Source organism: Microcystis sp. LEGE 08355 (assembly GCF_015207185.1).
Lineage (GTDB): Bacteria > Cyanobacteriota > Cyanobacteriia > Cyanobacteriales > Microcystaceae > Microcystis > Microcystis panniformis.
This window is the reverse complement of record NZ_JADEXI010000910.1, coordinates 1-1,222: the sequence shown is the minus strand read 5'-3', so window position 1 is coordinate 1,222 and position 1,222 is coordinate 1. Positions and strand designations below refer to the sequence as shown.

General features: G+C 45.8%; 1 protein-coding gene. It reads left to right on the top strand.

Going from position 1 to position 1,222, the window contains the following annotated elements:
* Positions 1 to 44 precede the first annotated feature (44 nt).
* On the top strand, positions 45 to 1,222 hold a 1,178-nt coding region (locus tag IQ242_RS25170; RefSeq protein WP_193961835.1), incomplete at its 3' end, for an ABC transporter permease.

The following is a 1,222-nucleotide window of genomic DNA, read 5'->3' as shown; positions in this document are numbered from 1 at the left end:
CTGTNTACTGATTACTGTTTACTGATCACTGAATATAACTAACCATGGAAATGCTCGAAAACCTGAAAATGGCTTTTTCCGCTTTGATGGGCAATAAACTGCGTAGTGGTCTGACCATGCTAGGAATTGCTATCGGTAACGCCTCCGTCATTGCCCTAGTGGGAGTGGGTGAAGGAGCGCAAAAAGTTGCTATCGAGCAGTTTGAAGCCCTCGGTCCGAATGTTTTATTTGTTTCCACCTCCTCACGCAATGTCCGCCGGACAATTCCCAATCCCCGGCCTCTCACCTACGAAGACGCTCAAGCGATCGCATCTCAAGTTCCCGCCATTGCCGCCATTTCTCCCGAATTAAGCGGTAAAAAAATCCTATCCTTCGGTAATAGAACCAGTAATAGTCCCCTGATTGGGGTGGGAGCCGAGTACCTAAATGTGCGTAACCGTCAACTATCTAAAGGTAGATTTATTATGGAATCTGACCTGAAACGGGATAATCGCGTGATTGTCTTGGGATCGGAATTAGCCAAAAATCTCTTTGGTAATCGCAATCCCGTCGGCGAAAATCTTCGCATCGGCAATCTTAGTTTTCAAGTCATTGGAATTTTACAGGCGAAAGGCTCCTTATTTGAGGCTAATCAGGACGATCGAGCCTTAATTCCCCTAACTACCATGTCTAATCAGGTTCAAGGCCGCAGAGCTATCTTTGGCATTCCCCTGACTCATATTTCTGTCTTGGCCAAAAACTCTGCCCAAATTAAAGCCGCCCAGTTTCAGATTAGCAACCTGCTGCAAATGCGTCATCAGGTCAGCGACGAGAATTATGTGCAGATTTTCCCCCAAACCGCAGTCTTAGAAATGGCCAAAGAAACTAACGATAGTTTAACTAGAATGTTAGCCTCGATCGCCAGTATTTCCCTTTTTGTTGGGGGAATCGGTGTCATGAATATTATGCTCGTGTCAGTCACGGAAAGAACCCAAGAAATCGGGTTAAGAAAGGCTTTAGGAGCCAAAGAAGGGGATATAAAAGGTCAATTTCTGATTGAATCGGTGATTTTAGCCACCACTGGCGGAATTATCGGGATTTTTGTCGGCATTCAAGGAATGTATCTAGCGGGAATTTTTGCTGCTTTAACCACCAGTGTCTCAATCCCTGCGATAATTCTCGCTTTAGGAGTTTCCAGTGCCATCGGTCTGATTTTCGGTGTTGTTCCCGCTCATCGTGCCGC